Annotated in this window: 27 protein-coding genes and 1 tRNA gene; 15 read left to right on the top strand and 13 right to left on the bottom strand. The window is 40.3% G+C overall.

The genetic code is table 11. From position 1 onward, the window contains the following. The first annotated feature begins 58 nt into the window (after positions 1-58). The 3 genes from AC1DCV_RS06160 to AC1DCV_RS06150 all read left to right on the top strand — a co-directional run bounded on the left by AC1DCV_RS06160 (position 59) and on the right by AC1DCV_RS06150 (position 1,901). Positions 59-463, top strand: coding sequence for a VOC family protein (locus AC1DCV_RS06160; RefSeq protein ID WP_477022359.1), 405 nt, complete (start codon positions 59-61; stop codon positions 461-463). Between the two features lie 24 nt (positions 464-487). Next, complete coding sequence (locus AC1DCV_RS06155; protein WP_477022358.1) at positions 488-1,102, top strand: YdeI/OmpD-associated family protein; 615 nt, start codon at positions 488-490, stop codon at positions 1,100-1,102. 208 nt (positions 1,103-1,310) lie between these two features. After that, positions 1,311-1,901, top strand: coding sequence for a dihydrofolate reductase family protein (locus AC1DCV_RS06150; protein WP_477022357.1), 591 nt, complete (start codon positions 1,311-1,313; stop codon positions 1,899-1,901). Positions 1,902-2,331: 430 nt separating this feature from the next. On the opposite strand, the gene AC1DCV_RS06145 is transcribed toward AC1DCV_RS06150, so the two are convergent. After that, entirely contained in the window at positions 2,332-2,523 is a 192-nt protein-coding gene (locus AC1DCV_RS06145) for a class I lanthipeptide (RefSeq protein WP_477022356.1), read from the bottom strand. Between the two features lie 407 nt (positions 2,524-2,930). Between AC1DCV_RS06145 and AC1DCV_RS06140 the strand changes: the two genes are divergently transcribed. After that, positions 2,931-3,602: a hypothetical protein gene (locus AC1DCV_RS06140; RefSeq protein WP_477022355.1), complete on the top strand. Its 672-nt coding sequence runs from the start codon at positions 2,931-2,933 to the stop codon at positions 3,600-3,602. A 270-nt stretch (positions 3,603-3,872) separates the two neighbouring features. Further along, a complete protein-coding gene (locus AC1DCV_RS06135) occupies positions 3,873-4,571 on the top strand; it encodes a hypothetical protein (protein WP_477022354.1) in 699 nt (232 codons plus the stop codon). 29 nt (positions 4,572-4,600) lie between these two features. Here the strand turns inward: AC1DCV_RS06135 and AC1DCV_RS06130 are convergent, their stop codons facing one another. Then, on the bottom strand, positions 4,601-5,596 hold the full coding sequence (locus tag AC1DCV_RS06130; RefSeq protein WP_477022353.1) for a terpene synthase family protein: 996 nt from the start codon (positions 5,594-5,596) through the stop codon (positions 4,601-4,603). A gap of 475 nt (positions 5,597-6,071) precedes the next feature. On the opposite strand from AC1DCV_RS06130, the gene AC1DCV_RS06125 reads away from it, so the two are divergent. Then, positions 6,072-6,422, top strand: a complete 351-nt coding sequence (locus tag AC1DCV_RS06125; RefSeq protein ID WP_477022352.1) for a hypothetical protein — start codon at positions 6,072-6,074, stop codon at positions 6,420-6,422. 390 nt (positions 6,423-6,812) lie between these two features. On the opposite strand, the gene AC1DCV_RS06120 is transcribed toward AC1DCV_RS06125, so the two are convergent. The 5 genes from AC1DCV_RS06120 to AC1DCV_RS06100 all read right to left on the bottom strand — a co-directional run bounded on the left by AC1DCV_RS06120 (position 6,813) and on the right by AC1DCV_RS06100 (position 13,181). After that, a complete protein-coding gene (locus AC1DCV_RS06120) occupies positions 6,813-7,769 on the bottom strand; it encodes a lipase family protein (RefSeq protein ID WP_477022351.1) in 957 nt (318 codons plus the stop codon). A gap of 987 nt (positions 7,770-8,756) precedes the next feature. Beyond that, the gene (locus AC1DCV_RS06115) at positions 8,757-9,830 is read right to left on the bottom strand and encodes a M57 family metalloprotease (RefSeq protein ID WP_477022350.1); all 1,074 of its coding nucleotides are present in this window, start codon (positions 9,828-9,830) and stop codon (positions 8,757-8,759) included. A gap of 165 nt (positions 9,831-9,995) precedes the next feature. Then, the gene (locus AC1DCV_RS06110) at positions 9,996-11,075 is read right to left on the bottom strand and encodes a ligand-binding sensor domain-containing protein (protein ID WP_477022349.1); all 1,080 of its coding nucleotides are present in this window, start codon (positions 11,073-11,075) and stop codon (positions 9,996-9,998) included. Between the two features lie 62 nt (positions 11,076-11,137). Next, a complete protein-coding gene (locus AC1DCV_RS06105) occupies positions 11,138-12,883 on the bottom strand; it encodes a serine hydrolase (protein WP_477022348.1) in 1,746 nt (581 codons plus the stop codon). 4 nt (positions 12,884-12,887) lie between these two features. Next, entirely contained in the window at positions 12,888-13,181 is a 294-nt protein-coding gene (locus AC1DCV_RS06100) for a hypothetical protein (RefSeq protein WP_477022347.1), read from the bottom strand. A gap of 102 nt (positions 13,182-13,283) precedes the next feature. On the opposite strand from AC1DCV_RS06100, the gene AC1DCV_RS06095 reads away from it, so the two are divergent. Next, the gene (locus AC1DCV_RS06095; protein ID WP_477022346.1) at positions 13,284-14,168 is read left to right on the top strand and encodes a winged helix-turn-helix domain-containing protein; all 885 of its coding nucleotides are present in this window, start codon (positions 13,284-13,286) and stop codon (positions 14,166-14,168) included. A 145-nt stretch (positions 14,169-14,313) separates the two neighbouring features. Here AC1DCV_RS06095 and AC1DCV_RS06090 read toward each other — a convergent pair whose 3' ends face one another. Continuing rightward, the gene (locus AC1DCV_RS06090) at positions 14,314-14,919 is read right to left on the bottom strand and encodes a hypothetical protein (RefSeq protein WP_477022345.1); all 606 of its coding nucleotides are present in this window, start codon (positions 14,917-14,919) and stop codon (positions 14,314-14,316) included. 195 nt (positions 14,920-15,114) lie between these two features. Between AC1DCV_RS06090 and AC1DCV_RS06085 the strand changes: the two genes are divergently transcribed. Continuing rightward, entirely contained in the window at positions 15,115-15,603 is a 489-nt protein-coding gene (locus tag AC1DCV_RS06085; RefSeq protein ID WP_477022344.1) for a hypothetical protein, read from the top strand. Positions 15,604-15,798: 195 nt separating this feature from the next. Here AC1DCV_RS06085 and AC1DCV_RS06080 read toward each other — a convergent pair whose 3' ends face one another. Continuing rightward, a complete protein-coding gene (locus tag AC1DCV_RS06080; RefSeq protein ID WP_477022343.1) occupies positions 15,799-16,860 on the bottom strand; it encodes a hypothetical protein in 1,062 nt (353 codons plus the stop codon). A gap of 45 nt (positions 16,861-16,905) precedes the next feature. Between AC1DCV_RS06080 and AC1DCV_RS06075 the strand changes: the two genes are divergently transcribed. Beyond that, positions 16,906-17,115: a hypothetical protein gene (locus tag AC1DCV_RS06075; protein WP_477022342.1), complete on the top strand. Its 210-nt coding sequence runs from the start codon at positions 16,906-16,908 to the stop codon at positions 17,113-17,115. Positions 17,116-17,237: 122 nt separating this feature from the next. Here the strand turns inward: AC1DCV_RS06075 and AC1DCV_RS06070 are convergent, their stop codons facing one another. Then, positions 17,238-18,191 (bottom strand): lipase family protein, encoded by a 954-nt coding sequence (locus tag AC1DCV_RS06070; protein WP_477022341.1) that lies wholly within the window; start codon positions 18,189-18,191, stop codon positions 17,238-17,240. Between the two features lie 346 nt (positions 18,192-18,537). Here AC1DCV_RS06070 and AC1DCV_RS06065 point away from each other — a divergent pair, with 346 nt between their 5' ends. The 4 genes from AC1DCV_RS06065 (at position 18,538) to AC1DCV_RS06050 (ending at position 22,197) form a co-directional block, all read left to right on the top strand. Beyond that, a complete protein-coding gene (locus AC1DCV_RS06065; RefSeq protein ID WP_477022340.1) occupies positions 18,538-19,053 on the top strand; it encodes a putative immunity protein in 516 nt (171 codons plus the stop codon). Between the two features lie 170 nt (positions 19,054-19,223). Then, on the top strand, positions 19,224-20,357 hold the full coding sequence (locus tag AC1DCV_RS06060; RefSeq protein ID WP_477022339.1) for an acyltransferase family protein: 1,134 nt from the start codon (positions 19,224-19,226) through the stop codon (positions 20,355-20,357). Positions 20,358-20,623: 266 nt separating this feature from the next. Continuing rightward, positions 20,624-21,493, top strand: coding sequence for a sensor histidine kinase (locus tag AC1DCV_RS06055; RefSeq protein WP_477022338.1), 870 nt, complete (start codon positions 20,624-20,626; stop codon positions 21,491-21,493). Further along, positions 21,490-22,197 carry a LytR/AlgR family response regulator transcription factor gene (locus AC1DCV_RS06050; protein WP_477022337.1) on the top strand — a complete coding sequence of 236 codons (708 nt, stop codon included), beginning with the start codon at positions 21,490-21,492 and terminating at the stop codon, positions 22,195-22,197. The genes AC1DCV_RS06055 and AC1DCV_RS06050 overlap by 4 nt, the downstream gene beginning before the upstream one ends. A 591-nt stretch (positions 22,198-22,788) precedes the next feature. On the opposite strand, the gene AC1DCV_RS06045 is transcribed toward AC1DCV_RS06050, so the two are convergent. Continuing rightward, positions 22,789-23,364, bottom strand: coding sequence for a cysteine hydrolase family protein (locus tag AC1DCV_RS06045; protein ID WP_477022336.1), 576 nt, complete (start codon positions 23,362-23,364; stop codon positions 22,789-22,791). A 67-nt stretch (positions 23,365-23,431) separates the two neighbouring features. Beyond that, complete coding sequence (locus tag AC1DCV_RS06040; protein WP_477022335.1) at positions 23,432-24,214, bottom strand: helix-turn-helix domain-containing protein; 783 nt, start codon at positions 24,212-24,214, stop codon at positions 23,432-23,434. Positions 24,215-24,489: 275 nt separating this feature from the next. Here AC1DCV_RS06040 and AC1DCV_RS06035 point away from each other — a divergent pair, with 275 nt between their 5' ends. After that, entirely contained in the window at positions 24,490-25,065 is a 576-nt protein-coding gene (locus AC1DCV_RS06035; RefSeq protein WP_477022334.1) for a hypothetical protein, read from the top strand. Between the two features lie 298 nt (positions 25,066-25,363). Here the strand turns inward: AC1DCV_RS06035 and AC1DCV_RS06030 are convergent. Beyond that, positions 25,364-25,440, bottom strand: a tRNA-Pro gene (locus AC1DCV_RS06030). Positions 25,441-25,749: 309 nt separating this feature from the next. Here AC1DCV_RS06030 and AC1DCV_RS06025 point away from each other — a divergent pair. Then, positions 25,750-26,022, top strand: a complete 273-nt coding sequence (locus AC1DCV_RS06025) for a DUF4242 domain-containing protein (protein ID WP_477022333.1) — start codon at positions 25,750-25,752, stop codon at positions 26,020-26,022. Positions 26,023-26,059 lie beyond the last annotated feature (37 nt).

Raw genomic sequence — 26,059 nt, 5'->3', positions numbered from 1 at the left:
TGTACTGCTTTTCTTTGTTCCATCAAATTAAATGTACCCGGAACGGGAAATCAGGAACATGGCAACAAAAGTATTTATTAATCTTCCTGTAAAAGACCTTAACAGGTCAAAACTCTTTTTTGAGGATATCGGTTTTCACTTTAATCCGCAGTTTACGGATGCAAACGTTACCTGTATGATAATCAGTAACGGTATCTATGTGATGTTGCTGACGGAACCCTACTTTCAAAGTTTTACTGATAAAAAAATAAGCGATGCGCGGAAAGCCACAGAGGTGTTGATCACGCTGGATGCTGCTTCAAAAGAAGAGATTTCGACCCTGGTGAACAAAGCGAAGTCGTTAGGCGCAATGGTTTACCGCAAGCCCGTTGACCATGGATGGATGTATCAGCACAGTTTTGCTGATCTGGATGGTCATCAATGGGAGTTTACCTATATAGATGAAACGCAATTACCCTGTTAAACAATCAAACAAATATTAAACATCATGAATCATCATTCAGAGGTAGACGCTTACATAGCCAATGCAGCAGATTTTGCCAGGCCGATCCTGGCACATTGGCGGCAGCTCATTCACAAAAACTGTCCGGACGTAACGGAAGCGGTTAAATGGAGTTTCCCCCATTTTGAATATAAAGGGGATAACTTATGCGTGTTGGCAGCTTATAAGAATCATTGCTCCTTTACATTTTTAAAAGCCGAATTGATGAGTGATAGCCGTCTGAAGGCAAGTAAGGATTTAAAGCCGATCCAGCGGTTTTTAGGCAAGGTTACCAAATTAGCAGACCTGCCACCTGACAAGGAATTTGTGGCGATGCTAAAGGAGGCCATGCTACTGAATGAGAAGGGCATTAAAATTAAAAGAGAAAAGCCGGAAACAGATAAACCTAAGGTATTTGAAACCCCCGATTATTTGCAGGCTGCATTAGATGCCAACCCCAAAGCAAAAGCGTTTTTTGAAAGCAAGTCCAATTCTTTCCGCAAGGAATACATTGTATGGATAACGGATGCGAAAACGGATGAAACACGGCAAAAAAGAATAAGCGAAGCCCTGGAATGGATCGCGGAAGGTAAAGGCAGGTTTTGGAAGCATCAGAAATAAGTGCTTGCCGCCGGTCAGGTACCCGGATATACCCTGGTATTTATCCACGATTCTTTGGGCGCTCCCCATCTGAGCCAGACAGGTTAGGGAACTGGAACCACCAATGGTTGGCAAATCAGAAAGACGCAATTCCCCCCTTGAATTGTCGCTTTAGCCCATCATGAGTTCGGAAAGGGCGGGGTACATTTGGGTAACAAAAATTTTAATTATGAGAAAGTTAATGATGAAGATGTCGATAACTGTTGACGGTTTTATCGCCGGCGTTAATGGGGAGATGGATTGGGTATTCAAGACCGGGGATGAGGCATCGAAAACCTGGGCCGTTGGGATATGCCGGACGGCAGGCCTGCATATCATGGGCAGGAAGTCCTTTCAGACTATGGCACCTTACTGGCCAACTTCGACTGATGTTTTTGCCACGCCGATGAACGAGATTCCCAAGGCGGTCTTTACCCGAAACGGATTTAAAGGCATCGATGCGGGGCAAACAACTAATGCAGCGCAGTCGCCCGCCGCGGCTTCCTGGGCTGAGGCGCGAATCTTCGATGGCGATCTCGCCGAAGGGATCAGGCAACTCAAAGCCGAGCCGGGCAACCCGATTTTAGCACATGGAGGCTCGGAATTTATGCGTAGCCTCATCGCAACGGGGCTCATCGATGAATACCACCTGGCTATCCATCCAGTCGCATTGGGCTCAGGGTTACCAATCTTCACCAATCTTGTAAAGCCGCTTAGCCTGAAGTTGGTAGATGTAAAGGCTTTCCCGGGAGGAGTGATAGGACACACTTATCATGTATAAGCAAGTATTACAAGTATTATTTAGCAAGTTATTATTGCTTATTAATAGCCATGTTATTATTCAATGAAAATCAATTGTCATTGATTATCTGTCTGGCGGGTGCAGTTGCGTCTGTGTGCTTCTTTTCGGACATAAGTATCCTTATTTTCATTCATACTATATTACTTCTTAATACCTGCAAAAGCAGATCGGCAATAAAAAGATTCGGGTTTTGTACCTTAAGGCTCACTGAAAATTTACAAAGTCTGCGCCAGTGTAGTGCGGGCTTTGTTATTTTAGTCCATTCTGTTAATTTATCAAAGGTATGCTACCGGTAAAATACAGCTGTTTTTATAAAGGTCACCTCATGCCCTTTATAATAGCGCACAAGATGTATTTTATCGGTAGCATATCAGAGGATACCTGTTTTATCATACCTTACGGTCAAATCTTACGCAGTAGTAGGCCAATGTGTACAAACAGAAAAACCTGCAGCAGGGGGCCAGTGCGTGATAACAGTGCCGGAACCCCCGGATTCGTTGTTGCCTCCATAAATTGCGCTTTGTTTTTGCGGGCTTAATTGCGCAATAACATTTTTATCCAATGATAATTTCGGCTTTAAGCTGTTTAGTTTCTTTTTCATCTGAAAATAATAAGTGGTTAAATAATAATCAATAAGTTAGAATGACAGCTAAGGATGTAAAATTTCATCTACATACGCTATAGCGATAACTCGGCGCGTTTAGCATTCCTTTTATCACACAAGGCTGTCTGAAGCCAATTTCTTTATAATATTTATATTTTTCAGTTGAAATTTATGGAAATCTGGCAAGGACATCATCTTCTTATTGAATATGAATGTATTAGCGTTTGAGATCCAATGTCCGGATGGCCACGCGGCATCCGCCATATTATCACCACCCAAAGTTATCAGCAAAAAGATGGTCTGAAAGCCAATGAAGAAAGATGGGTTTTTGCCTGAATAGCTTGCTGAACTTTACTGTTCAAAGAAGAATAATACCATTGAAATATCTACTAAAATCAGTTCTAATGAGAAAAGCTTTATTGATTACTTTGGGAATGAGTGCGTTTGTTTTTGCATCGTCTCAGGCACAGCGTATTCCTCTGGCTCCAAATAGTGTCATTCCTTACCAGGTAACTGTTACGCAGTTGGATTATAAAGGAAAAAGCGCGCTGGCTTTACAAATGCCGAAGACCACCAGTGACGAAAAGACACTTGCATTGCTTAAAAATACCGATTTTCATAATGGAATCATTGAAGCAACAATTTCAGGACAACCACAGATGAATGCCGGAGAAGGCGCACGTGGGTTTATTGGCATTGCCTTTCGGGTGAGTAAGGATACCTCCAAAATGGAGTTGTTTTACATTCGTCCAACCAATGGCCGGGCAAATGACCAGGTACGGAGGAATCATTCGACTCAGTATGTTTCGTTGCCGGGCTATCCCTGGTATAGATCGCGGGAAGAAACACCGGAAAAATACGAGGCTTATGCTGATATGATGCCGGCAGAATGGATCAGGGTGAAAATTGAAGTAAAAGATGAAACTGCCAAGTTCTATATCAACGGTGCTGAACAACCTACTTTGATTGTCAATGACCTGAAGCAGGGCAAAGATCTGCGTGGAGGGGTAGGGCTTTGGATTGGTCCGGAAACGCTTGGTTATTTTACAGATGTGAGCATAAATAAACTCGATTAACAATTTCGAATCTGGCAGTGCAATTCAAGCGTGTCATCAGATGGCATAGAGCATGGTCTGATCATTTGGCAACACCTCATAGCGCTTGCGCCGGGTATGGGCTATGCAGTATAATAAGGTTATGCCTTCTTTCTCCTTAAAGCAATCATAGCAAATTGCTTGCTTCGTTCACCCGCTCGCTAACAAGCCAGCCACCAAAGCGAGCATTTTTTGCATGTTTATGTCAATTATTCCCGTACTTCGTTGTCCAATGATTTTATATTAACTATTATGACGGATTTATCTCATGCTGAGAAACACATTCACTATGTCACGAATTTTCAAGATCTTGTTTCTACGCCATTTAATGGAGAGATGAATGCAATTTGCTGGACCCGTCAACTAACAGGTGATTTTTCTGAGATTGTTAGAAAGGTAGCGTTAAGCGGAAATATAACGGCAATTGAACAAGAGGAACTTCGTGAGCTTCAGTTGAGCGAACAAGGGCAACTTGCCCGTGAAATTCTTTTAAATGATTTGAAGATATTGACAGCTCACGGCGCATCGCCAGTTCTTAATGTGATCAAATACTATGATCGGGATGATACCTACCCGTTTTTTTCAACCGATGTTTATTCTTTTCATGTAGATCGCTCGCCTATACCAACCGATACCTTTTTATGCACCTACTATGGCGAGTCGAGTGAAATATTGCCCAATTCACAAGGCAAAAAGAAAATACTTATTCCAGAAATACGTGATGAACTCAAAAAACTATATCACGGAGCAGATGAAGATTTTGAATCATTCTTGAGTGAAAATTTCTTTGATCTGCATTATCAGGCTGAACCTGATGCACGTCCAATAAGCTTAGGTCTTGGTAACCTATGGAGGTTGGCGGTTGATCATCCTGAAAGCCAGGTTCCTCCTTGCCTTCATCGCGCACCAAAGGAACAACCCGGACAGAATAGGTTGTTGATGATCTGTTGAATACAAATTCTTAATAGTTGGACGATAAACTATTGACCTTCACCGCTCCTGGTTGGTTGGTAAATGTGCTTCGGAAATTCAGAAGGTATATACCGAACGGTGTCACCATTGTACCAATCATCCAATCCTGTTATGCTAAGCGTCAGGTGGTATACATAATTCTTTATGTTTTCCTGGTGAACACCAAAATCCGGTAAATCGGATTGGATGGCATCCATTTCGTCTACATAGGTGTTGTGGATGCGCTCTGCTTCCTGCATGGCCTCTTCCAGGGATATCTTATGCTGGTGCTTTAACACAAGGATATGATTGCATACTTCAAATTTGTCGTCAGCGATCTCCTTCTCCAGCGTGTACCAATCGTTTTGGATGGCCATGATCCTGCACAACAATGTTCTCAGACGCATGATAATGGGATGCTCGATGATATGCTTTGGTACCATGTAGTTCATGCCGGCTTCCGTCATATCTCCGTATGGATACATGGCAATGGTGTACTCTCTGAGAAACGACAATCGCAGCAGACTGGGATAGCGGCTCTCACGACGATAGAGCGCTTCTTCCATAATGCCATAGGTGGTATAGCGATACATGTGTCTGGCCAGGCGCTCGATCCATTCGTAAGGCATATAAGTAAGCCACTCATCCCTGCATTTGGCAATCTGTCGGTATAGCCCGGTGTCGGTGGGCTTCGGCGTATCTCCCAGTATCACTCCTATTATCCGATCTCTTTCTATGGCAATTTTATCTATCGGCCAGCGTTCATAATAGTCATCATATAATGTAAGCCATAGGAAAAAACGGGCAATGGGCCTTAGATGATCAATGTTAGTAGTAGTAGGGGACATCCAGGACGCGCCATTGGCCAGGTTATGTGCTTTGATTTTTTCTACAGCCTCCTTCGTCATAAACGTGTAATCTTCATCCAGCCACTGTCGTTCTTCTTCAGTAAAATAGCCGGGATGGGCCGGAGGAATATGGGCCCAGGGGTATTTAAGAGGTGGCATGTTTAATTTTCGCAGCATGGTTTTCTTTTTTAAAATTAGTAAGAGGTAGACGGATTTTCATGGTTTTTGCGATTGAGGGTCAACTAATGTGAAGAAAGGATCGTCTCTGCCATATTATCCTAAGTCTTGCATGGACGCTATTTTTGTCTTTAATCCTCAGAAAGCAGGAACATTGCTATGGCTGTGGTAACGTTGGTATCTCCCCAAACGCTTACCATAAAAATAATTGGCATCACTGCTATTCTGCAACATGTAGGTTTGAAATTTCAGGTAAGTACTTATGTATTTTGCTTCGAACTACCCGCATCAATGAAGCGGTACGCTTACGGTATTTTTTAGAAAGAAAACATTCGCTGTTAAAGTACAAACAGGGGCAGTGATATCGAGAATGATACAAATTAGCAATAATATGATACAAATTGAAGAAGCGATTAAAGGAAGTCTCATTAACTTTTGGAAAGTTTAATCACATTAACCTTCTAAAAATTATCTTATGAAAAAATGGACTTTCCTTTTGACTGCTGCCATCATTCTTAGCTGCGGTTTTAGCATGAAGGCAACTTCCGCATTCAGACAATCAGCTCCCACACCTGTTGCGCATGCGGCAGCCCTAACCTGGAATTTCATTTATGCCTTTGGCAATGGTCCAATACCTGGTCTAAGCTGGTCCGGCAATTATTTGTATGTTTCTGCCGGTAGTTACGTGGTATATTCTGCGAACGGATATGGATTTCTCACACCGTCTAACCCGGTTTATTGTAATGCTGCAGATAATGCAAGCACCTATGTGCAGGTTTATGTAAACGGCGGCAGCGTTTCGTACTACGATTTCCAGCAACAGTAATTGCAAATAGAACAGTGCCTTGTCTGGCGCTTTTTTATTCCGGTAATTTTATCCAACGGAGGTATGTTCTCTTCATACCACAACTCACTAAAGGTATGGGGGCCACATCTGAACAGCATTTCCGGAGATGATGAAAACAAACAAGGCTGCATTTATGTAAATGCTGCCTTGTTTGTTTAGTCGTCCTTCCTATACAATTTCCGAGCTTATTTTTAATGGGTTTTGGGAAGGTTAGCGACGCTGGTAGCTTAAATATTTGACGCGTTGTTTGACAAACAAGCGCATACAACTCATTGCTGTAAGGCGCTTCTTGTCAACTTCCGATTACAATTATGACCTATTTCCGGACCGGTGTCTGAATCTGCTATTATGCTGCTACAGGTCCCTTTATTATTTTTTGGCCTTGCAACTACAAAATTTGTCTGTCAGGATATCCGGATTAGTAATTCCATTGAATCTCTCAAGTTGATACTGATAAACTGGCAGCTGGTGTGCACATCCGGGGCCGCTGACTACATTCTTGTCGTTTGACGTATCAATCTTGAAGCTCCTTTCTACCTGGGTATAGATGTTTTTTTTGTTTTTATCGAACCACTGTGGAAGGTTTGGAATATTATCCGGCGCATTATATACCCGCAGGCTTACGCTTATTTTGCTGTTGAACGTATCGCTAAAGGTTTTATCACCTGTCATTGGCGACGCGTAAGTATAGATGCTAAGATCCATGGTTTTATCCTGGCCAACGGAGACAGCGGCAGCGTAATAGGTTGCCAGCGTGGCTCCCAGGCTATGGCCTGCAACCACTGTTTGTACATTCATGGCATCTGGCATAATACTCGCCGGATCGGCTGCAACAGACGTGAGGGAGGCAGATAATTGAGCATTAGTGGGCAGTGATACGACCACGCCTGATTGATAAAGATTGTAAAAGCCCGCTGGAACCAGTGAGTTGTTGTTAAACTCATTAAAGGAAGTTGGAACGATAAATTCGTCAGAGAGAAGTTCTGATAACGTTTCCGTACCGCGGTAGGTGATCACATAGTCTTTAGTGCCCTTATTCTGTGCTATAAAGCCGTAATAGACAGGGGAGCCATTCTCTATCATCTGTATATTATACAATAAATTGTATTTCTTCAGAAAGTCCGGGTCTACTTGTAGGATGAAGTCCTTACTTTCTATGATGGCTTTATACGCTGCTATAGAAGGATTTTGTTGTGATTTAACATCACTTGCCGCTACTGCCGTTTTGTAAATAATGTCTGCCAGGTCGACCATTTGGGCATACTTGACTGCCTCTTGCAGCGAAATGGATACAGCTTGATCTTGAGATTGAGATTGGGTTTCCATGGAAAAATGGTTTTGAGGGTGAAGATTGAATTTATTATTGAGGTACTAAAATACTCTTCTGTTTTTAGTATGKAATCCAAATTAATTAATTTTTTTCTTTTTCCAACAAAATAATTTTCAACCCGGTATCAATATATTCTTCATTATATCCAGCCTGATCCTTGGGTTTGTTTATTTTCGTTGTCTCTAAATACGCTTTTAATCTCTGTTGCAGTGCTACTATGGGCACATAGCCTAAAACTAAATTTGCAAAAAAAAATAAAATTTTGACACCGTTTGATTTACACCCCCGATGGTATTGTTATTACTTCTCGTATACTTCTCCGGTACTTAGGACTCGTCTATCCATTACATTCCCGTTATACTTCTATTACTGTTCCATTACACTCTTACTACTGTTCCATTACACTTTCACTACTCTTTCACTACTCTTTCACTGCTCTTTCACCGCACTAAGAGTTCTCCAGGTATTCCCTGACTTCTTCCCCGCTTAATCCCGAATATTCATGTTTTGAATGTCTTTGGTGTATATCATTATTCTTTGAGGTACGTTTTTCCGCATAATCCTGCAAAAGGCGACAAAATCGGAAGTTACATTTTCTCACATTTTCGCCTATGAATAATTTCGGATTGTACTTCGAAGTATAGCCTATACGATCAGATGGAAACGCTTAAAAGGCATGGCGCTAGAAATTGCCTCTCTTTAATCGGAAAAATGATAAGCTATGAGTAAACAAGATGACTTGTTCCAGTTTAACGAAGTATCCTTTTTCCATTTTACAAAACGAAAATGGATACTCCGTTAGAAAAAGAAGTGGTGTAACAATGGAACGGATCTCCAAAGATCCTGCGTTCCAAGGTGCGTAGGAAAACGGCCGGCAATAGAAGGCCATGTGCGAAGAACTACGCGGGTTTGGTGGTGGTACGTTTCATGAGTGCGATCATTTAACGGTTTTAAACCGGGATTATATACTGTAGCAAATACTACTAATAATATATATAGCAAGCCACACCCTGGTTGACAAATCCTTTAAAATCAGCGCCCATAGCAGTAGTATCAACGGTGTAATAATGTGCGCCTCTCGTTTTGTTAAAATATTCATACAAGGCACGTGTGCCTGCGGGGCGGATACCGGATGTAGGACTATACACCAGCCCTACTGACTTTTCGTATACATAACCTACCTGCTGCGTTAAATTGCTGGTTGTATAATACCGGTCAATGGTATTCAGTGAACGGTAGCTATACAATGGCACAGTGCCTGAAAATACGCCGGAAATAACATAGCCGGCAGTGCCCTCAAAGCTGATGGTATCTTTTCCGGGGCCATATTCCATAGGGTTAGTGGTATAGTAGTAATATTCAGCGCCGGAAGAAGGAGTAAAGATCCGGTAGCGGAAAAAGGAGCGCAGGCCCGGTCCAGAAGGATAGACCTGCCTGAAGGCCACAATATCAAAGAAGCTGAACCCATTCCATTCCGGTATGGGTAAACGCAGGGCATTCATCACAGAAGCGGAATCGACGCCGGGCGTTCCGGGGATAACGACAACCCCGCCCGAACCGGAATAGTTAGTGTCCCGGAAACCGAAACAATGCCCTAGTTCGTGGGCTATGACAAGTGTCTTTTGACGGTCGTTCAGTACAGCTGCCAGGTTGACCCTTATGCTAGGCCCGCAGTTGCCGGCTGAAGTCGGAAAACTGGAAGTAGAGACGGCCTGAGAGCTTGTGTCAATAAAGGAGCTGATCACCAAACGGGCATTTGCAGGAGTGGACACACGCGTGATCTTAATCCGGCAGCCCGCAGCATTCCACGCCTGGATCGCCTGGTTAATGGGCGTTTGCCAGGCAGTCGGCAAGGCGCTTACATAAATAGTGATGCGGGGGGCCACCGAATCGGCCACGCGAAAGGTACTGACGATCTGCTCTGTATGCACATCCCGGGCTGCTGCCTGCGGCGATGGCGATTGCACTACATCCTTACGGCAGGAGAACAGGAAGAGGCTCAGCAATAAAAAAGCATATGCGGATAACCGCAGCGGTTGGATAGAAATGGGTTTCATTGGCTTCAATCATTAAGGGTTTATAAGTTGGGATAACTACCTTAAAGATAGGACAGTATAGGTTGCTATGGATATTCATTTTAGTTATTTTAATGCCGGTTCTGCCACTACCGGCATACCCTTCAGTATATCAATTTATTACAGCATGAAAAAAATACATCGCCATTATTTCTGACCCTTTTTACCATTAAAGCTGGTAATGGTTTTTCCATCATAACGATACACCCCATCTAAAGCGCCAAACCAAATATTTCCATCATTAGCTTCTAAAATCCCAAAAAACATTGGTTTATTTGTTATTTCGGTTACCGTTGCCTTTTTGGGTAAGGAATTTCCGTCATACCGTGAAAGTGCCCAGGCCTGATTAGACAAGGACTGTCCGTCATACCGGGTAAGTACCGAAGCCAGGCTATTATCCCTTTCTGAACTAGTCCAGATATTACCTTTTTTGTCCTCGATTATATAACCAACAAACTTCTGGGTAAAATAGGAAAATGCACTGCCGTCATAGCGCCAAAGACCATCATTACCTCCCAGCCAGATATTACCTTTTTTATCTTCGATTATAGAACGAACATTCTTAAAAGGTTTGTCCTCATGGGTGAAAACAGCGAATGTTTTTCCATCATACACGAAGGTATTGCCTCTTGTAGCAAACCAAAACTTACCTGTTTTGTCTTCAATAATAGAATTAACTTCATAAGGAGGTCTATCCGGAAACGTTTTTCCTGTCCGATCTTCATTCATCGCATCTCCATTGATGATATAGTTCCGAAAAGATTTCCCATCGTAACGGCTTGCTCCTCCAAAAACGCCGAACCAGATGTTGCCTTTTTTATCTTCATAAATACTACCAACATCATTATTAAGAAGTCCATCCCTGGTTGTGAAATTTTGAAAGGATTTCCCATCGTAATAATAAACACCTGAACCAATAGAGCCGAACCACAAGTTACCTTTGCTATCTTCTAAAACAGAAAAGAAGCGGGCCGAGGTCACTTTACTGGTAATATTGGTAAAAGATTTTCCATCGAATCGAAAAATACCATCAAATGCAGCCATCCAAATGTTACCCTTTCTATCTTGTATGATATTACGGGTAATGCTGTTCGGTCCGTGGGAGGCAATTACCTCTTTGTTTTCAGGCCTGATATTTTCTTTTGAGAGGTTTGTTTTGTTGTGTTCTCTACAGGAAGTGCAAAGAACAAGCATCAGGAACAAAGCATATATGTGTATGTATTTCATAAATTAGTTTATTTATTGTCATGAATTCTCTTAAAGGCAAGAAGGGAAAATTTCCTTTTCTCTTATTTGATCTTCCTGAACCTGCCCCTTCCGATAAGTACCATAGTTATTTCATGCTTGTCTTTGGTATCGAAAACGAATGAAGCTCCATCCGGATTGATAAACTCACCTTCCCCTCCAACCGGAAGTGCTTTGTATCTGTAGCCCCTGTCATTGCCATACAATATGCCTTCCGCCAGTTCAAATCTGATCTTCCATTCTTTATTATCCGTACTCAGGTATTCACCTTCCAAAAGGTTCAGGTATTTAATTGGAACTTTTTTGATCAGGTCATCTGTCTTTATACCATTGTCTTTTAATATTTTTATGCCGCGTTCGTTACCCGGATTTAATTGTACAGATTTCCTGTAATTTTCGAGGGCAGTTGTTTTGTTTCCAAGTGCCATGAGTGCTTCTCCATAGCTATCGTAAGCATTTGATGATTTGGGAAATGCCTGCATATTGAGTTTGAAGATTACCGCTGTTTCTTTCACTTTCCCCTGCTGAAGGAATTGGTAACCTGTCCTGTTCATTTCACCCTCATTGAGGTAGTATCCCGTGGAGTCTTTAATGTCTTTATAATATTCAAGTGCAGCGGAAACTCCCTCTTTTTCGATTCGGTCTCCCAATGAATAAGCAACTGATTTTTTAGGAAGGTCGTAGGATTTATCATAAAGAATGGCAGCAATGGCGTTCGTCATTTCATCGAGAGGAGCTCGTCCTGTGTTATTCAATAACACCATGAAGGATTTATCTGAAGGTATTCGGGTGAGCTGTGTGTTAAAACCGTCTATCCCGCCACCATGGCCGATTGTTTCTATTCGTTCGGCCGTATTACCTAAGGGCATCGCATACATGTCCCAACCATAGCCATAATACCCTCCGTTTGTTGGAATATGTTTGATAAATAACAGCTCCATATTTTCTTTCCGCAGCAGTTGATTGCCATACAATGCCTGGTTCCAGAGGTACAGATCTTCAACTGTTGAATACAATGCTCCCGCAGCGTATGGGACTGACATGTCAATAAAATTTGCATTGATATAAAGCCGCCCATTTTTTTCATAGCCACGAGCCCTGTTCTTCAGCAAAGGTTTGGAATGATCATATCCGGTATTCTTCATATTGAGCGGCATAAAGATGTTCTCCTGTAATACCTGCTCGTAAGATTTACCTGTTACTTTCTCAATGATGTAACCCAACAGCATATACCCTGAATTGCTGTACGCATTTTTTTCTCCGGGTTTGAATTGCAGCGTTGAGTCAGCAAACAGATTCACAAGCTGCAGGGGGCTGTAAGCATTACGGCTGATGTTCTTAAAGAATCCGGGAAAGGAAGTTATATCTGGAATACCAGCACTGTGTGTGAGCAGGTGGTGAATAGTAATGATCTTTCCGTTTTTTTTAGGATAATCAGGAAGGTAGGTGGAAATGGGTACATCTAATTTCAATTTACCTTGTTCAACCAATTGCATGATCAACATGGAAGTAAATTGCTTTGTGATGGAACCTAATCTGAATTTAGTGTCTGGCTGGTTGGGAACATTCCATTCTATATCCGCCAATCCAACTCCCTTTTTGTAAATAACGTTACCTTTTTCAGCGACGAGAACAGCTCCATTAAATTGCCCGTATTCTGCATATATACTAATTAACTTATCAAGTTTGTCGGCTTTGGTTTGTCCATAAGAGGCATTAAAAATGCCTGCTATAATAAAGACCGTAAGGAAAACAGTCTGAATAATTGTTCTGTTGGATATACTCATCATTGTTTTAATTTGTTTTGATATTGGTAACAGCTGCATGGTTCAAATAGCGAGCAATGCACATACTGCCGTTCTGTCTCATTGTAGTTGTAAATTGAATAGCTTCCCTCAGTCCTTTGATCGAAAACCCTGAAGATAGCGGGGGAGTGTTCCGGGGGTATCTGGCTAATGAAGTGCCGGGGGCCTGTTTATTAATGACAGCCCTGGCGTCATGGTTTTGCTGAACCTGTGCGGGGGAATAAATTATTCCTGCCACCGGCAGAATAATCAGGCTGTACAACACGTTTTTTTTGTTTTTCATATCATATCAAAGTTGATTCATCGAAATTACTTTGATATCTTTCAGCCCTGGTAATCAGGATTGTAAATTAAAATGTAACCTTTGTAAATAAATTGCAACATTATGTTTGAAAGCCGAAAACTGAGGAAAGGGGAGTACCTGTACGGGCTGATGCTGCTTATGCTTATCTCCGTAATCTGCGTAGCTTTCAGTATGACCGGCAATGACGATTTTGATATTGCCAGGAGGGAAGTTTTGCTCCGCAGGATAGGACATGAAGTACTCTTACAGTCGGGCGACAGTACTTCAAGGGTGCTCCCGGTAAAAAAGATCGCTGAAAATGAGTACCAAATCAGGTTTGAGAATGACTTTACTTTTCAGCCGGACGTCCTGGTGAATACTACCCGGCGGTTGTTGGCCAAAGACCCCCTCGCACGTGATTATGTGGTGAATGTTCTGAATTGTAGCAACTCCAGTGTAGCCTATGGATACGCTATATCCCAAAATACAAAAGATGACATTGTAACCTGCAAAGGCAGAGTGCAACCCAGAGCATGTTACATGATCAATGTTAAATTCAAACCGATAGGTATAAATACTGCAATGAATGGATATTTGCTGGGCAGCCTGCCATTTTTCGCATTTGTTGGTTTCATTTTTCTGAGATCTGTTAAGCCACGGAAAGCCTTACCTAAGGTTCAGGGTACCAGGATATTCACTTTGGGCTCGGTTTTATTTGATGCGGAGAAGCGGCAGTTGATAATAAATGAAAAGACAATAGAGCTGACCGGAACCGAAACACGTGTACTGCTCATGTTCGCGATGTCTCCCAATGAAACTATAGAGAGAAGCCGGCTGCAAAAAGAGATATGGGAAGATGAAGGTGTTATTGTKGGGCGCAGTCTGGACATGTTCATATCAAAACTCAGGAAAAAACTGGAATTGGATCCGAATACCAAAATTGTTGTTATACGCGGCAAAGGATATAAACTTGAAATCAGCGCTTAAGAAGTATCTCTTCGCCCCCAACGGATCTTTTGCATGTCAGTTTGGCATTGTGAGACTTTATCGTGAACTGCTAATACGGTATCATTTAACAATTGTCCTTACCGTAGATCGAACCCTAAACAACGCTTTCCGGGCGACAACGAAGTTATTTTTTTATAAGTGTGTCTGCCAGATTGATAGCCTGGTATTGTTGTTTAATAAACCCTTCAAGTTGTCTTGTGGTTGGTAGGTTATCCAGTTGGTATTTTTCAACCAGAGGCAAGGTCCTTACAATTTTCAAAGCTGTATGAAGGTCTGAAATTCTAATTTCGTTTATTGCAAGGGCTTTCAGTAATTCGTTGTGTTTGGCAATTCGTGAATTATATTTTGTCAGGCTGCTGGCAATTAAAAGTTTCATTTTGTCTCTCAATAACGAATCTTCAATTTCTGAAACATTTCTGTCTATTGATCTGAAGTATGATTGTATTTTCCCGTTAAACTTGTCAAATAATTCAATTGAGTCGTTCTTACTGCTATTGAGATCATTAATTTTTACTTCCAGTCTTTTTAACTCAACGTCCTTACTGACAAGCTCACTGTAAAGGCTTTCAAGTAAATCGTCGGCATGTCGCCCTTTTGAAACAACATCGAAAGAACTATTGTCCTCCAATGCTTTTGGCGTCTCTTGTTGGGGCTTGTCCTGTATGCGGTTGTTGTGACAGGAAGCAAGTATAAATACTAAAATTGTCGATAAGAATATTTTTGTCGTCATACAGAATAATAAGGGTTTAGTGTCTGGTGCCCACATGGGCTTCGCAACGTACAATTGCAATTTAGTTCAAAAGTTTAACAGGTGTAACGGTTTAAATTGGGAGGCATTAGCTTGTAAGCATTTCCGCACAGGAACATTGTCAGGTGGGTGATCCTGCTGTTTGCAGCACTTAGGAATATTACTTAATATTGTACGATGCAATCCCAGGTGAGAATGCCTCATATTGATAACCTGTATTGCCTGAAAAAACTGTATATGTATCATATAGAAATACAATCTCCATTTACCCGCCGCCCTGATGTTTATCCTGACTGCAATAGCCAAAAAGCGATTGACCTGTACCAGGAGATCGATTGGGGAGGCCTTTATCAACAGATCGAAGACACCGGAAGTAGCCCTGAAAGTCCGTTTTACTTTTTTGAAATAAACCGGCAAAATCACCTCGGTGAAAAAGAGACACTTTGTATTTCCGGATATAGGAGGGACCTTGTTAGCATAGAATATTTGCGACCAAAGATGGAACGTGTAGGATTTTTTAAAAAGAAAGATGTGCTCAATCCCGCATTTGCTACCCAAATGGATGCCATGGATACCACTTTTGCATTTTCCTGCCTGCAGGCTTTTATTAAAGGAGATACCGGCTACCTGGAGCAGAATATGTATAATAAAGAGGAGGATCAATAAACGCTCCGAAGGGCCTTCCTGTATAGGACGATTATTGGAAAGTTGTCATGATCGGAAACATTGACATGATTCCTCACCCGCCATTAAATAATTTAGCCTGCTAATAGACTGCATTTCAAAAAGAGATAAAACAAACAAGGCAGCAGCAATGCTGCCTTGTTCAATATTTTCGGGATGCTTGTAGTCTTCCTCTTTTTACCGGGTTATCCCTATTTTTTGCAATGTTATTTTCATGGAATCATTTCCCAGCATTCCCGTCAGTGCTAAATTTCCTGTTGCATTAACCGGAGAGATGATACCCTTGAAGAGAGGCATTTCTTTCGGAGCATTCCAATTTATTTCCAGATCAGTATTCTTTTTTTTATAATTTCCGTACCATCTCCTTGCTACCCCGTTGAATTCAAAGACACATCCGTTTTTAATATCAAAGTATACTACTGTAAGTACACTATCTGCACAGCCTTTAGGACTAACAACCTGCCGATTAACCGTTATCTGTGTCACTTTGTATTTACCCGTGAGTTGTGGATCTTTATCTGGTTTGCCACGCAGGGTAATTAACAGCACGGGGATATAAATAATAGAAAGACGTAGTGCTGTTTTAAAATATTTAGGAAGATGAAGCCTGGGTAGCTGATCTTTTGCGACAAAGAAGATTTCTTTTAAACGGTCAAATTCTATGAACAGGAAATACAAACAGCCTGACAACATAATAGCTGCGTGCACGACCACGCTCGTACCGATTTGATAAAAAATATCCATCAGTAAGATGTTTACCAGTATAGGTAACAGGATAAAAACAGCTGCCAGTCTTGTTCTATGAAATAATAGTAGCGCAGCTCCCATTATTTGAGATGCTGCAATAATACAGCCCAAAGGATAAGAGTAACTGAAAAAATACCAGAACAGGTCTTGTGATGAAAAATTACTGTAAGGAAGATCCAGCTTGCTTGCCGGAACTACAAATTGTGAATGAAAAATCTTTTCCCATCCAAATGTTGCCAGGTCATATGCTACACCATAGCGAATGATACCTTGCCAGAAGGCAAGGGTAGCAGGATTATTTGTTTTTCGAATTTGCCATATTACAGCGTAAATAATGGCAGCAACCAGCATAAGCGTTGGAACGTTAACTATAAGCTGGACAGGCAATATTGTTCTGAAGAATGTAAAACCTGTACGTAACGTAGTGGTTCCAATTACCAATCCTGCGAGTGTACAGACAATGAGTTTTTGGGAGAACTTAATTTTTTGCATTTAATGCTAAATTGGTTGACAGATATAAAGTACAAAATAGGATTCATGAAAATAAATTTTCCATATACGACTTACAATACGACACCGTTGGATAAGGATTTTAGCCTAAATAAAAACAGGACAAGCGAGCATGAATCTCATTTGTCCTGTCAGGTCGGGGCAACTGGACAACGTTCGAACTTATTTATGGCAAAAAAAATCAGAATTGATAGCTTTCATGAGAAATCAGCACAAAAATTACCGGCAATGAAATAAAGGCTCTATAGCTATTGGATGAAGGTCCAATATTCACCGTAGCATTGTGGGTCTTTTATCGCGGGAAAGATAGACTTACAAATAGGACGGGGGCTAAATTTAGTCCCCGTCTTATTTTACTATTATTGGACTCTACATCTTGCGTCATCGCCGGCACTGATGATGTCGGGGTTATCATTACCGTTAAGTTGCTCCAGTAGATACCTGTAAACGGGAAGTTGATGTGCACATGCTCGTCCTGTTTGAGGATTGTGGTTTACATTTGGATTATTTGTTGAATCAATCTTGAAACCACCAGTGACATGGGTATAGATATTATTGCCTTTTAAATCAAGCAACACTGGAAGTTTAGGAACTGCATCTTCTTCATTATAAATACGAGTGCTTTCACCGATGCTGGTGCTAACGGAAGATGTGAATGTCTTGTTTCCTGTCATGGGCGATGCAAAAGTATCGAGGTAAAGATATTTCCCTAGTTTGAAAGCGGCAGCTGCAGCAAAATAGGTTGCCACTGTGGCGCCCAGACTATGCCCTGTTACCGTTATCCTTTTTTGGTCGCCCGTTGCAGGCATATATTTTTGCGGATCGGCTGCGAGTTGGCTTAATGAAACGGGTTTAAAGGTGTTGTCTCCTGGTAGGACAATCCGGCCTGATTGAAAAATACTATAAAAGCCTTGTGCTACTAATCCGGTTTTATTATAAATCTCATTGAATTGAACCAGCGCAATTTTCTTGTCTGCTGAGTATTCAAAATCATTTTGTGTACCTCGAAAGACTATCACATAATTGCCAGACGTCTTATGCTGTGCGATAAAACCAAAATAGGACCAGATATTAGAGCCGTTGTCGTTCTCTTGCACCTGTATATTGTATCGTACGCTGTATTTGATGAGAAATGAGGTGTCTAGCAACAGCGAATAGGCAGGATCTGAAACTATATCCGTGTATGCAGCCAGGGAAGGATTGAAATCTCCCTTCTTCGCCTTTTTGTTAATGCCGACCGCTATGGCGACGAATCCGCATGTAGAAATGGCTTCAGAATAGGTAATTGCTGCTGATGTTACTTGAGGTTCCATAGAGTATTAATTTTTAGAAGTGAAGAATGAAATGATTATTTGAGGTATGACATGACATCTATTTTGAGGTATAAAATCGAAGTTAGTATTTTTTTTTATTATTCCAAATGAACATCGCAACCCCAATGATATTGGTTTACTTGCTTCAAAACAAACCAATAATTAAATAAGTAGATGGTATCGCGGAAACTTAAAAGGCATGAAGTAGCTGTACAACTTTTGAACCTTTTCCTGCATGATTTGCAATTGGTAGCTGATTTGATACTTTAGGCGGAAGCCAACCAAATCAACTAAATTTGCTTTTTATGCTTTGGTTTAACACAATTACGACTAAAACTATTATACGATGATCTTGCCAAAAGATAGAGATCCAAGGTTTATAACTGTAAGACGCGGTGGTACTTTAACAGATTCAAATCATCGTTTACTTGCCCTATGGGCTGCTGATTGTGCAGAACATGTATTGCACTTTTTCGAAGCAGTACAACCTTCTGACCCTCGTCCACGTTTAGCTATCGAGCAGGTTCGGGCATGGGTACGCGGCGAGATTAAAATGATGCGTTGTCGTGCAGCAGGTGGCCATGCCATGGCTGCAGCAAGAGATTTAAAGGGTGCTGCTCGAAACGCGGCTTATGCTGCGGGGCAGGCAGCTGTGACGGCGCACGTCGCAGCCCATGAACTGGGAGCGGCCGCCTATGCAATTAAAGCGGTTAAGGAATCTGTCAAAGAAAATGAAAAAGAAGATATGGGGCAAAAAGAATGTCAATGGCAGCGTAGTCAATTGCCGGATGATATTCGCGAACTTGTGATGGATGATCAAAAGCTAAGGAATCATATCTGTTGGTTTGCATTCAATTGCTGATATTACCTGTTATACCGGAGATAACAGGATTCGAGCCTAATCGCCTTTGATTCTCTATTACATGTGCAAAAAAGCAATTCATCACGTAAAACTGTTGGAATATGTAAATTATGTTATTCTTTTTTCTTAAAATCATATTTTGGAGTCAAAAAAAGAATAACATAATTTATATGACAACTCAACGATACTATCGGCCAGAATTGGACGCTTTACGTTTTATTGCCTTTCTATGTGTGTTTTTTGTACATCGGCTAGATCTTGCACCTGTTGACCAAACGAAATATTACTGGTATCATAACATAAGTCTGCTCGGCAATTTCGGTGTGCCTGTTTTTTTCCTGCTAAGCGCTTTTCTAATAACCGAATTATTGACCCGTGAACGGGAGCAGACTGGAAAAGTTCACCCAAAATCATTTTATATCAGGCGTATCCTGCGTATCTGGCCACTTTATTTTCTGGTTTTTTTTGGATGGGTGCTATTAACACCTCTTTTTCCGGAGTTTGCTTTGCCACCTGCTGCGTGGGTGGCTTTCACGCTGTTTGCCGGAAATTGGTATATCTCGATAAATGAGTGGCTTCCAGCTTATCCACTTAATCCACTTTGGAGTATATCTGTTGAAGAGCAATTTTACATACTTGTTCCGTTACTTGCAGCTTACGGGGGGCGTCTGGGGTTGAAAGTAGCGGCTTTTCTATTCCTGGGTATCTCCTATGTGTTCATCATTCACTATGGCTTGAACCCAACAAATGGTTTTAACAGCGCATGGACTAACAGTTTTGTACAATTTCAATTCTTTTCAGCTGGCATATTGCTTTCCCTTTACTTAAAAGGTAAACTACCGCAATGGTCGTTGGTTATACGCTTTTTAATGGCCTTTGCTGGACTATGCTGTTGGTTGGCGGCGTCTATGGCGTGTGGTATTCACGCCGATGCCCCGCACCTATCCAATGTATTTGAGTCCGTAACCGGTTGGCTATTGATACTTACCGGGGTGATTTTATTGTTTTTAAGCTTACTGGGAGTCCGGGAGAAGTTTTTGCCTAAGCCTGTTGTTTATTTAGGCCGTATATCTTATGCTCTTTATGTTTTCCATATTTCTTTTTTCTGGCTTGTTTATAAAACGTTTAGTAAGGAATTGATCGCATTTAGTAAATTCCTGCATTTATACGAGTGGAGAAATACGGTGGGGTTTGTAGTTGCTTTTATACTTACCGTCATTACTGCCGTGCTTTCTTACCGGTTCTTTGAGAAGCCATTTCTGCAACTGAAGAAACGGTTTACATTTGTTCCTTCAAGGGACTGATACCTTATTTTACGGTAAACAACATAAAAATATGGTACTTTAAGACGGGAAATGGATGATAGTTCCAGGGAATTTGGGGGCAAATGTTACTAAAATAATTGACATTAAAAATGAAGTATCTGTACAACCTGATAAATCAGAAATACATTTATTATTTCCTGTTTTTAGTTATTCATGTGGGGTTTATTACACTCAATAAGAAGCTATATTCTGAAGACGATAACTGGGTTTCATTTTTGCCCACCTTCCTTGTACATTTCAGTTTAATGGTCATCGTAACCTGTTCCAATGGGCTATTGTTACTGCCATGGTTCCAAAAAACAAAGAATACTTTTACTTATCTGGTGATGGTCATTGTTTTAATTGCACTTTATACGTTTACAAAAGGCTGGTATGATTATCATCAGTTTGCGTTGAAACTTTCAGACGTAGCAAACAGCAATTACGGGCATTTTATCTGGAGTGCCTTTCTGGATGCGATCTGGTTCGTAATGGTTTCAGGCATGTTGTACATTGCACAAACGCAATATGAAAAAGACCAGCGATTAAAAAATATTCAAATAGCTCAATTGGGTTCAGAGCTTAAATACTTAATGGCGCAGATCAACCCTCATTTTTTATTCAATGGATTAAATACAATTTATGGACTAATTGAAAAAGACAATTTGCCTGCCAGGAATATGCTGGTGCAGTTTTCTGATTTATTACGTTACAATTTGTATGAAGCCAATGTAAAGAGAATTGACATAGAGAGAGAAGCATTTTACCTGGAGAATTATGTAAATATGCAAAAGGCCAGAGCAGGTAATGGGTTGAAAATTGAGCTCTGCATTGAGATTCAAAATAACAGCCAAAAAGTTATTCCATTGCTATTCTTACCTTTTGTAGAAAATGCTTTTAAATTCGTTAGCTATGATAATGAAAAGGAAAGCTACATCAAAATATCATTGATACAAAAGTTCAATCAAGTCTTATTTGAATGTGAAAATTCTTACGAAAAAAACGATCAGGTAAATGGAGGAATTGGTCTGGAAAATGTTAAAAGAAGACTGGAACTTCTATATCCGGATGCACATACACTTCAAATAACAGATAGAAACGAGCTCTGGTCTGTAAACCTAAATCTGACAGCATGAACAAACTCAGGTGTATTATAGCCGATGATGAACCAATTGCAAGAAAAGTATTAAGAGAATTTATAGCTGACATTCATTTTCTGCTATTAGTGGCGGAGTTTGAGAACACCAGAAAGCTGGAATCCTGGCTGCAACAGAATAATGCAGATATTTTATTCCTGGATATTCAAATGCCTCAGAAAACGGGCATTCAATTTTTGAGAGAGAACAGTATCAAACCGATGGTACTATTTACTACTGCCTATCCCGAATATGCACTGGATGGATATGACCTGGACGTTTTGGATTATTTGCTGAAGCCTATTTCTTTTAAGCGTTTTTTGAAAGCCACACAAAAGGCTAAAGAATATGCAGAGATGAGTCAGAAGCACATCATCCCGCTACCTTTTTTGTTTGTACGCAGCGAGAAAAAAATAGAGAAAATAAATTATGCGGATATTCTTTTCATTGAAACTGCAGGTAACTATGTTTTAATCCATACAACGGAAAAAAAATTAATGGCCTACCTTACACTTAAAAGTATAGAAGAACAGCTTCCTGCAAATGAATTTATTAAAGTACACCAGTCATTTCTGGTTAGCTTTTCTAAAATTGACAGTATTGATAACAATACAATATGGATAAAAAATATAGAAATTCCTATTAGCCGGAATTATAAGGAAGCCTTTTCTCAATATGTGTTAAAATATAGTTTAAGGCGGTAAGAGTTAAGGTTGTTTGAAATAGAGACTGCGGGTATTAAACACGCAATTGCCTTTGGCAATAACAGCCAGATACTAAATTTCGTGGTTGGGCTTTTACTATATAGTGCTTTATCAATATTGGCAGCAATGAAACAAGAGACATTCCCGTCTTTTATTCAACACCGTAACGTCTCTTGTTGCATGCCCATGAACATAAGTAGCAACTTTAATCATAGCAGGAAATATTTTAGTCAGCCATATCCTTATTCCGAGTCGTTGTACTTAGGCAAAATAAGCCTACCTCATGTAAATTATACAAGATTATATAAATTGGAATGGACGCCCAAAGTATATGTGATATAAATAATTGTTTACCAGATATTTGTTGGGATTTGTGACTTTGATTTTAGTCACTGTCTAAGTACCCTTTTAAGTCGGAAAAAGAGGAAATTAATTGATTCAAATTGTCACAGATTGGAACAAATAAAAATGCCTGTAACATTTAATTTACAGGCATTTGATATCATTTAATACAAAATGTAATGTCGCCCTGCCTGTACAATTTTCGAACTATTTTATTCACGACTTAAAGCTACTTGCTCGTCTAACTGTCTAATATTTAAGGTTGTAAGCAATCCAATCGTCTACCAGCAATACATCCGCATGGCGGGGGAAAATTTTAGTGGTGAGCACACGGTGCACTTCCTCGTCGCCATCAGTGCAGCAATCGGCCAGTACTGTTAAACGATAGTCTTTATCAGTTGCTTCGCGCAAAGTTGACAACACTACACCACTGGTAGAAAAACCGGTAAGTACCAGGTGTTGAATACCAAAAGCCCGTAAAACCAGTTCCAGGTCGCTGCCTGAAAACGCACTTAACCGGCGTTTCATAACGGTAAGCTCTCCGTCTTGCGGAGCTAAATCCGGGTGGACTTTGGTAAACTCATTCATATTTACCGTGGCAAGGCGCTCTTTGACGGCGGCAACGCCCTTATTATTCATGCTTACTTCAGGCGCTCCTTGTCTAAAACCAACAGTTACATAAATTACTGGGATTTTATTTTCCCGCGCACTTGCTATGGCTTGCGCAACCTTAGGTAGCGAACCTGCAGCGTTGGGAAGAATTCCAACTATTCCTGCTTGCACATCCATTACAAGCAGGGCGGTGTTTTTATTGTTTTGTTCCATTCTCTTTTATTTAGATTTTTTTAAGGAACAAAAATCGGAAACACGAAAAAGAATAAATAGTAAAAAATCATTGATTTATTGAACCGGATGTGTTCTTAAAATAATCCATGGGCGTTTTGCCAGTAAATATTTTAAAATCTTTTATAAAATGCGATTGATCAAAATATCCATAGTCATAGGCAATGTCAGATAAAGATTGATTGTTGTATTTTCTATTGATTAAGCTTGTAAGCCGTACTATGGAAGAAAATTGCTTAGGAGATGTGCCTGCAGTTTTTCTGAACTGCTTTTCAAAAGCATCTAAGCTTACATTTAAAATTGATGCAAGCTCTTTTATTTTTATAGTGCCATTCGACAGAACTATTTTTTGAACGGCAGTTTTTATTAAATTATTAGAACGATTGCCGCTAAACAAAGAAAGCAGAAAGTTTTCAATAGTATGGATTTTTTGAAGATTATTACTGTCTTTGGCCAATTGTTCTTCAACACTTAAAACAACTTGCCTGGGAAGGAAATCGTATAATGATATACTAACTCCTGAAAAATTTTGCAAGGGTTCTTTAAAAAATAAAGCGGATTCACATGGTTTAAATTTTACTAAAATTGTTTCTGTGTTCTTTGATAAAAAAATAGGTTTCACCGATTTTCTTAATCCTGTAATGGCAGAAGGCGGCAAGTCTTTTTGAATGTCATTTACCCAATAACTGTGTTGTCCTTTGCTTCTAAAAGATAGAATGGGTGAGGTTTCGGGAATTATAGCGTCTGAAATTGCTTGTTTTGTTTTTACAACCAAATAATTTTCAACGTGGTTTCTTAATATTCCTGTTGGTTTGTATATTTCGAAAATCATTTCTTATTATTGAGAATAACTTAGTTGTATTCGAACTCCCAATTTACTGATTTTAAGCGTCGTATAAAATTAGTCTTTCTGCGACTACATTGGTGGAAGATACAAAACCCTATAAATGAGTAATTTATAGGGTTTTATATTTTTTAGTCGCCCTGCTTGTACAAATTTCGAACTTATTCTTAATTGATTTAAGGTCCTTGGCCAATCTGGCGATTTGAAATGAATGTTTTGGATTATTCGTATTTTTAGCGAAAGGACCAAAACGACCCTACAATATGATTAAGCGGCAAATAATATTTTTGTATACAGCCCGGGCAAAATATGACAAATTGAGTAATGAAGATAAAATGGGGTGGGATAAATATATTAAATGGAGCCGATTGATACATTTGACGGAATTGATTTCACTAGACACAGGTCTGAATGAAGTGTTAGTTGAACCTGATCGTGAGAATGACGATGACTGGAAGCATATTGTTTTTGATGATTGTTATGAAACAGGCTTCTTTTCAAGCCTGGATTATGTATTGAAAAGAACAAATGAGAAGGCAAGATTTAATTTACTGGCGGTAGCCATTGAGCCTGAACATGATTGTGCATTGATTAATTTGGAAAACTTCTGTTTCCTTGGATATGATMTTCTTGATCAATATTACTGTACCAGTGCTTTGACGAATTGTGGAGGTTTCGATGAGACATTTTTGCCAACTGATCTAAACAGCGTTGGCCTTATTGAGGATTACAAAAAGGCATTTGATATAAAGAAAAGACTTTTTGAAAATAATCCGGATGAAGAGCATGCAGATACACAGGTGATTGCGGTTTGGCGACATCAAATAATCGGACAATAATGAAGGATAGCAATATTTCCAATATGGACATTAATAAAAAAAATCTAGAAGTACAATTGAATAATGGCGATAAGTTCCTGGCTAACTTAAGGTGGTTTCGCGGAGCGAACCGCTACAATAATGGAGCTACGCATTATAAGGATAAATATCATTTTCGATTTATAATAGGAAGAGCGAAACGAATTAGTATTAAAAGATCACAGGATTCGAACCCATATTTAATTGAGAATGAAGGGGATTAGAAAAAATATCTAAGAGTATTGAAACTAAAACCCGCTATCAGAGCGGGTTTGGAAAATGGTCGGGATGACAAGATTCGAACTTGCGGCCTCTTCGTCCCGAACGAAGCGCGCTACCGGGCTGCGCTACATCCCGAGGAGATGCCCTAAATTAGAAATCTTTTTTTATCCCACAAATTTTTATATAAAAAAGTATAAAAGCAATCAGTAATTAGCCCCCAGATGTAATGAATCCCAGGTCATTGCGACCACAAATAGGATACCATGTGTTTCATATGAACGAATGCCACCCATTGCACAGCCACGACCTCATAACTAACCTGGAAATTGCTTACATTTGGGTAACTACCCCATTGAGCACCCGCAAAATACCAGAACCAGTAAAAGACTTAGAAATGAACATGAATCAACTGTCATTGTGATCTGAAAATCTAAAACTAAAGTTATGCCTAAGTATGTTATCGAACGGGAGCTTCCCGGTGCAGGTAAATTGTCAGGAGACGAATTGAAAGCACTTTCACAAGCTTCCTGTAATGTCCTGAATAATATGGGGCCGCAAATTCAATGGATACAAAGCTATGTGACGGCCGATAAAATTTATTGTATTTATATCGCGCCTAACGAAGAAATGATCCGTGAACATGCAAAACAGGGCGGATTTCCAGCTAATTCTATCAGCGAGGTGAGTACCGTAATTGATCCTGGAACGGCTGGTTAAATCATCCCGCAGCATCTGAAAAAGGAAAGAAAACAAG

It is taken from the genome of Chitinophaga sp. 10T418 (assembly GCF_056394125.1).
This window is presented reverse-complemented; position numbering and strand designations above follow the sequence as displayed.